This is a genomic window from Geoalkalibacter sp. (genome assembly GCF_030604225.1).
In the GTDB taxonomy this organism is placed as follows: Bacteria; Desulfobacterota; Desulfuromonadia; order Desulfuromonadales; family Geoalkalibacteraceae; genus Geoalkalibacter.
Genome location: NZ_JAUVWH010000165.1, coordinates 1 through 5,615, shown reverse-complemented (window position 1 = coordinate 5,615; position 5,615 = coordinate 1). Strand labels below are relative to the sequence as shown.

Sequence of the window (5,615 nt, the reverse complement as noted above, 5' to 3'; positions counted from 1 at the left end):
TTCTCGAAAAATCCGAAAGTTCCCTGCTGTACGCCGCCGATCATACGGACCTGACCGATCGCATCATCGAGGCCTACAACGCGCGCGGCAAGAAAAACTAAGGCTTGACCGCCGCAAGGGGTTGAAGAATGGTCAGACTCAAGGAATTGGCGGAGCTGGTCGGAGCCCAACTGATCGGCGACGGGGATTGCGAAATCACCCGGGTGGCGCCCATCGACCAGGCCGGTCCCGGTGAGATCACCTTTCTCGCCAATCCGCGCTATGCCACGAAACTGGGAGATTGCCGAGCCAGTGCCGTGATCGTTCCGCCCGGTGTGGACAACGACAGGCATCACCTGCTGGTTTGCGCCAATCCTTATCTTGCTTTCGCGCGTATTCTCAAGCGACTGCAACCGCCGGTCGATGTTCCTCGCGAGATCATGGCCGGCGCCCAGGTGCATCCTTCGGCGTGTCTCGGCGAGGGGGTCTGCGTTCACCCCGGCTGCTATGTCGGGCGCGATGTCAGCATCGGACGCGATACGATCCTTTACCCGGGCGTGGTGCTCTATGACGGCGTCGAGGTCGGGGAGGCGTGTGTTCTCCATGGCAATGTCGTGGTCCGCGAAGGCTGCCGTCTGGGTGACCGGGTGATCGTGCAGCCCAATGCGGTGATCGGTTCGGATGGTTTCGGCTATGCCCCGGACGGGCGGCGGTACGTCAAAATCCCGCAGGTCGGCATCGTGGAGATCGGCGACGATGTGGAAATCGGCGCCGCCACCTGCATCGACCGCGCCGCCATGAGCGTTACCCGCATCGGGCGCGGCACCAAGATCGACAACCTGGTGCAGATCGCCCATAACGTGGTCGTCGGGGAGGATACCATCATCGTTGCGCAGGTGGGGATTGCCGGCAGTACCCGCATCGGTGATCATTGCACCTTCGGCGGGCAGGCGGGCATCGCCGGTCATGCCAAGATCGGCGATGACGTGACCATCGCCGCTCGCGGAGGAGTGGCGGGCGATATCGCCGACGGTCAGGTGCTTTCCGGCACACCGGCCATGCCGCACAAGGATTGGCTCAAGGCTTCCATGACCTTTCCCAAGCTTCCCGAAATTCGGCGCGACGTTCAGCAACTTAAGAAACAGCTTGCCGAACTTGAATCCCTGCTCAAGGAGAAGTGATCCGTCATGGTTATGGATATTCATGACATCATGAAACTGCTGCCCCACCGCTATCCTTTTCTTCTGGTCGACCGCATCGATCTGCTCGAACCTGGGGTGCGGGTGGTGGGCACCAAGAACGTCACCATCAACGAGCCGTTTTTTCAGGGACATTTCCCCGGGCATCCCATCATGCCCGGCGTACTCATTATCGAGGCCATGGCTCAGGTCGGCGGGGTCTATGCCATGGTGAGCGACAAGATCGGCACGGATCGCGTGACCTATTTCGCCGGCATCGACAATGCGCGATTCCGCAAACCCGTGCGTCCGGGCGATGTGTTGCGCATGGAACTCGAACTGGCGAACTGCAAGCGCGGGCTATACTGCTTCAAGGGGCGTGCCTTCGTCGGGGATACGCTGGTGGCGGAAGCCGATCTCAAGGCAACCTTCGCCGATCGCAACGTGGGTTGAACGCGGATGATTCACGCGACAGCCATCATTCATCCCGCCGCTCAGGTAGGCAAGGATGTGCGTATCGGCCCCTATGCCGTGGTCGGCGAGCATGTGGTCATCGGTGATCGGACCACCGTCGGTCCCCATGCGGTGATCGAGGGTCGTACCGCCATCGGCTGCGACAATCAGATTTTTCAGTTTGCCTCGGTGGGCGCCATCCCTCAGGATCTCAAATACCGAGGCGAGGAAACCACCCTGCGCATCGGCGATCGCAATATCGTCCGCGAATTCGTTACCCTGCACTTGGGGACGGCGAGCGGTGGCGGGGAAACGGTCATCGGCAACGGCAACCTGTTCATGGCCTATTGCCATGTGGCCCATGATTGCCACGTCGGCAACCAGGTGATCATGGCCAATGGTTCGACCCTCGCCGGACATGTCTCGGTGCAGGATCATGCCATCCTCGGCGGGCTCTCCGCCATTCATCAGTTCAGCCGGGTGGGTGCCCATGTCATGATCAGCGGCGGCGCCATGGTCAATCAGGACATTCCGCCTTTCACCATCGCGCAGGGCGATCGGGCGCGCACCGTCGGTCTGAATCTGGTGGGGCTCAAGCGCCGGGGTTTTTCCGACGAAACCATTTCCGCCATCAAGCTGGCCTACCGGCTGGTGTTTCGCTCCGGCTTGCGCTTGGAGGATGCTCTGAAAAAAATCATGGACGAGGTCGGTTCGGTTCCCGAGGTGGCGTCCTTCGTTGGGTTCATACGCGACAGCCAGCGCGGCATCGCCCGCTGACGAGAAGGGATTAGGGATGAGCAATCTGCGTGCAGGCGTCATCGGCGTCGGTTATCTTGGGCGGTTTCACGCGCAGAAGTACGCCGCCCTTGAGGGTGTCGACCTGGTGGGTGTGGTCGACAGCGACCTCTCCCGTGCCCAGGAGGTTGCCCAGGAGGTTGGAACCCAGGCCTTCGCCGATTATCGGCCGTTGCTCGACAAGGTCGATCTGGTTTCCATCGTCGTTCCGACCCAATATCATCATCGGGTCGCGCGCGCCTGCCTGGAAGCCGGAGTGCACATTCTGCTGGAAAAGCCGGTGACGCAGACCGTGGCCGAGGCCGAGGATCTCATCCGGCTTGCCGCCGAGCGCGGGCGGGTTTTCCAGGTGGGGCATCTGGAGCGTTTCAATCCGGCGGTGGTGGCGCTGGCCGGGGTGCTGAAAAATCCCATGTTCATCGAATCCCACCGCATGGCGCCCTACAAGCCCCGCGGCACGGATGTCAACGTCGTGCTGGATTTGATGATCCACGATATCGATATCATCCTGACCCTGGCCAAATCCGAACTCAAGCTGGTCAATTCGGTGGGAGTGCCGGTCATCTCCGATGAGGTGGATATCGCCAACGCGCGCTTGCAGTTCGAAAGCGGCTGCGTGGCCAACGTCACCGCCAGCCGGGTCAGCGTGGATGCCATGCGCAAGATCCGCATCTTTCAGCCCGATGCCTATATCACCATCGACTACCAGGCGCGCAAGATCGGCATTTTCCGCAAGGGCGGCGAAGGCCTGCCCTTGCCCATGATCCCCAACGTCACCTTGGAAGAGCGTAGTTTTGAGCAGGGCGATTCCCTGCGTGATGAAATTCAGGCCTTCGTGCGTTCGATTCGCGAGGGCTTCCCGCCGGTGGTTTCCGGCGAGGACGGCAAGCGTGCCCTGGCCGTGGCCTTGGAGATCAGCGCGAAACTGGCGCCCCAGGGGTTGCGGTGAGGATTGCGGCGCAACAGCGGGGGATCTAGGCAGAAAAGAACGAAAGCCTGGCGGGGATGACCCCGCCTTTCGCTTTTTGGTTGGCGAAACGATAAACAAGCGATTGTCACCGACAAAAGGACGCAGCGAATATGAACATTCCCATGGTCGACCTCAAGCAGCAATATCAAGCCATCAAACAGGATATCGATCAGGCCCTGGCGCAGGTGCTGGATTCCACCCATTTTATCCTTGGCCCCAATGTCCAGGCCTTTGAACAGGAAGCCGCCGCCTACCTCGGCGTCAAGCATGCCATTGCCTGCGCCTCGGGGACCGACGCCCTGCATCTGGCCCTGCGCGCCGCGGGGCTCGGCGCCGGTGATGAGGTCATCACCCCGGCCTTTACCTTCATCGCCACGGCCGAGGCCATTTCCTATGTCGGCGCCACGCCGGTCTTCGTCGATATCGATCCCTGTACCTTCAACCTCGATCCGGCATTGGTCGAGGCGGCCATCACCCCGCGCACCCGCGCTCTGCTGCCGGTGCACCTCTTCGGCCAGCCCGCGGATCTGGCGCCCCTCAAGGATCTGTGCGCCAAGCATGATCTGCTGCTCATCGAAGACTGCGCCCAGTCCTTCGGCGCCGCCTATGGCGGCCGCATGACCGGCGGTTTCGGCCTGGCCGGCTGTTTTTCCTTCTTCCCCAGCAAGAATCTCGGCTGCTACGGCGATGGCGGCCTGGTGACCACCAATGACGATGCCTTGGCACGTGAACTGCTGGTGCTGCGCAACCACGGCAGCCGGCAGCGCTATCATCATGCGATCATCGGCTACAACAGTCGCCTCGATGAGATGCAGGCCGCCATCCTGCGCGTCAAGCTTCGCCATATCGACGAATACAACCGCCTGCGTCGCCGCAACGCCCACTTGTACAACGAAGGACTCAAGGGTCTGCCCTTGGCCACCCCGCTGGAGGATGGCAAAGGCGTGCATGTCTTTCATCAGTACACCCTGCTTCTCGATGGACGCGACCGCGTGCAGAAGGCCCTGGGCGACGCGGGCATCGCCTCGGCCATCTACTATCCCATTCCCCTGCACCGCCAGGAGGTCTACCGCGACCTGATGGCCGGGGTGTCGCTGCCGGTGACCGAGCAGGTGGCCGAACGCGTGCTGTCCCTGCCCATGTATCCCGAACTTTCGTCCGAGCAAATCAGCCGTATCTGCCAAGTGATTGCCGGAGCACTTTGAGCAAATGCCCGCACCCAGCAATGCGACCCAGCGCCGTGCGCTGATTGTCACGGGAGAAGCCAGTGGCGATCTGCACGGCGCCAATCTCATCCGCGCGGCCCGGACCATCGATCCCGAACTGTCCTTTTTCGGTGTCGGCGGCAAGCGTATGGAGGCGGAGGGCTGCGACATTTTGTTTCGCGGCGAGGATCTGGCCGTGGTCGGCCTGGTGGAAGTGGCGGCGCACTTTCCGGCTATTTATAAGGCGTTCAAGCAGTTGGAAGCTTTGCTCAAGGGCGCCCGCAAACCCGATGTGTTGATTCTGATCGATTTTCCGGAATTCAACCTGCGGCTGGCCGCCAAGGCTAAGGCGGCCGGTGTCCCGGTGCTGTATTATGTGAGTCCCCAGGTGTGGGCCTGGCGGCGGGGCAGGGTGAAGACCATTGCCCAGCGTGTGGATCGGTTGGCGGCGATTTTTCCCTTCGAGCCCAAGTTGTACGAAGGTCTGGATATCGATGTGGACTATGTCGGTCACCCCCTGGTGGCCGATGTGAAGTTGACCCTTGACCGCGACGCCTATCTGACGCGGCATGGACTCGATCCGCAGCGGCCGGTGGTCGGGTTGTTCCCCGGCAGCCGCCGCAGCGAACTGAAGTACATTTTCGACACCATCGCCGATACCGCGCGCCTGCTGCGGCGGCAGCGCCCGCAGATCCAGTTTCTGTTGCCCGTGGCGCCTTCCCTCAAACACACAAGTTTTCACGAACGATTGCTTGGCACGGGGCTGGAAATCAAGATGGTGCAGGACAATATTTACGACACCGCCCGCGCCTGCGATGCCGTGGTCAGCGTGTCAGGCACCGTCACCCTGCAAATCGCCCTGGCGGGAACCCCTTTGGCTATTCTTTACCAAATGAACCCCATCACTTACGCCATCGGCAAGCGATTGGTCAAAGTGCCGCATATCGGTTTGGTCAATATCGTGGCTGGAAAATCCGTTGTGCGCGAATTTATTCAAAATGATGCAACCCCCGAGGCGATCGGAGCCGAAGTCCT

6 protein-coding genes are annotated in these 5,615 nt (G+C 61.1%); all 6 read left to right on the top strand.

Translation table 11 applies throughout. The features are described from left to right. Positions 1-128 precede the first annotated feature (128 nt). Positions 129-1,160 (top strand): UDP-3-O-(3-hydroxymyristoyl)glucosamine N-acyltransferase, encoded by a 1,032-nt coding sequence (gene lpxD, locus QAT43_RS13880; protein WP_305043684.1) that lies wholly within the window; start codon positions 129-131, stop codon positions 1,158-1,160. Positions 1,161-1,166: 6 nt separating this feature from the next. Next, positions 1,167-1,610 (top strand): 3-hydroxyacyl-ACP dehydratase FabZ, encoded by a 444-nt coding sequence (fabZ, locus tag QAT43_RS13875; RefSeq protein ID WP_305043683.1) that lies wholly within the window; start codon positions 1,167-1,169, stop codon positions 1,608-1,610. Positions 1,611-1,616: 6 nt separating this feature from the next. Then, a complete protein-coding gene (gene lpxA, locus QAT43_RS13870; RefSeq protein WP_305043682.1) occupies positions 1,617-2,387 on the top strand; it encodes an acyl-ACP--UDP-N-acetylglucosamine O-acyltransferase in 771 nt (256 codons plus the stop codon). 16 nt (positions 2,388-2,403) lie between these two features. Beyond that, positions 2,404-3,354: a Gfo/Idh/MocA family protein gene (locus QAT43_RS13865; protein WP_305043681.1), complete on the top strand. Its 951-nt coding sequence runs from the start codon at positions 2,404-2,406 to the stop codon at positions 3,352-3,354. 131 nt (positions 3,355-3,485) lie between these two features. Further along, complete coding sequence (locus QAT43_RS13860) at positions 3,486-4,580, top strand: DegT/DnrJ/EryC1/StrS family aminotransferase (RefSeq protein ID WP_305043680.1); 1,095 nt, start codon at positions 3,486-3,488, stop codon at positions 4,578-4,580. A gap of 4 nt (positions 4,581-4,584) precedes the next feature. After that, a partial coding sequence (lpxB, locus tag QAT43_RS13855) for a lipid-A-disaccharide synthase (RefSeq protein ID WP_305043679.1) occupies positions 4,585-5,615 on the top strand: 1,031 nt, incomplete at its 3' end.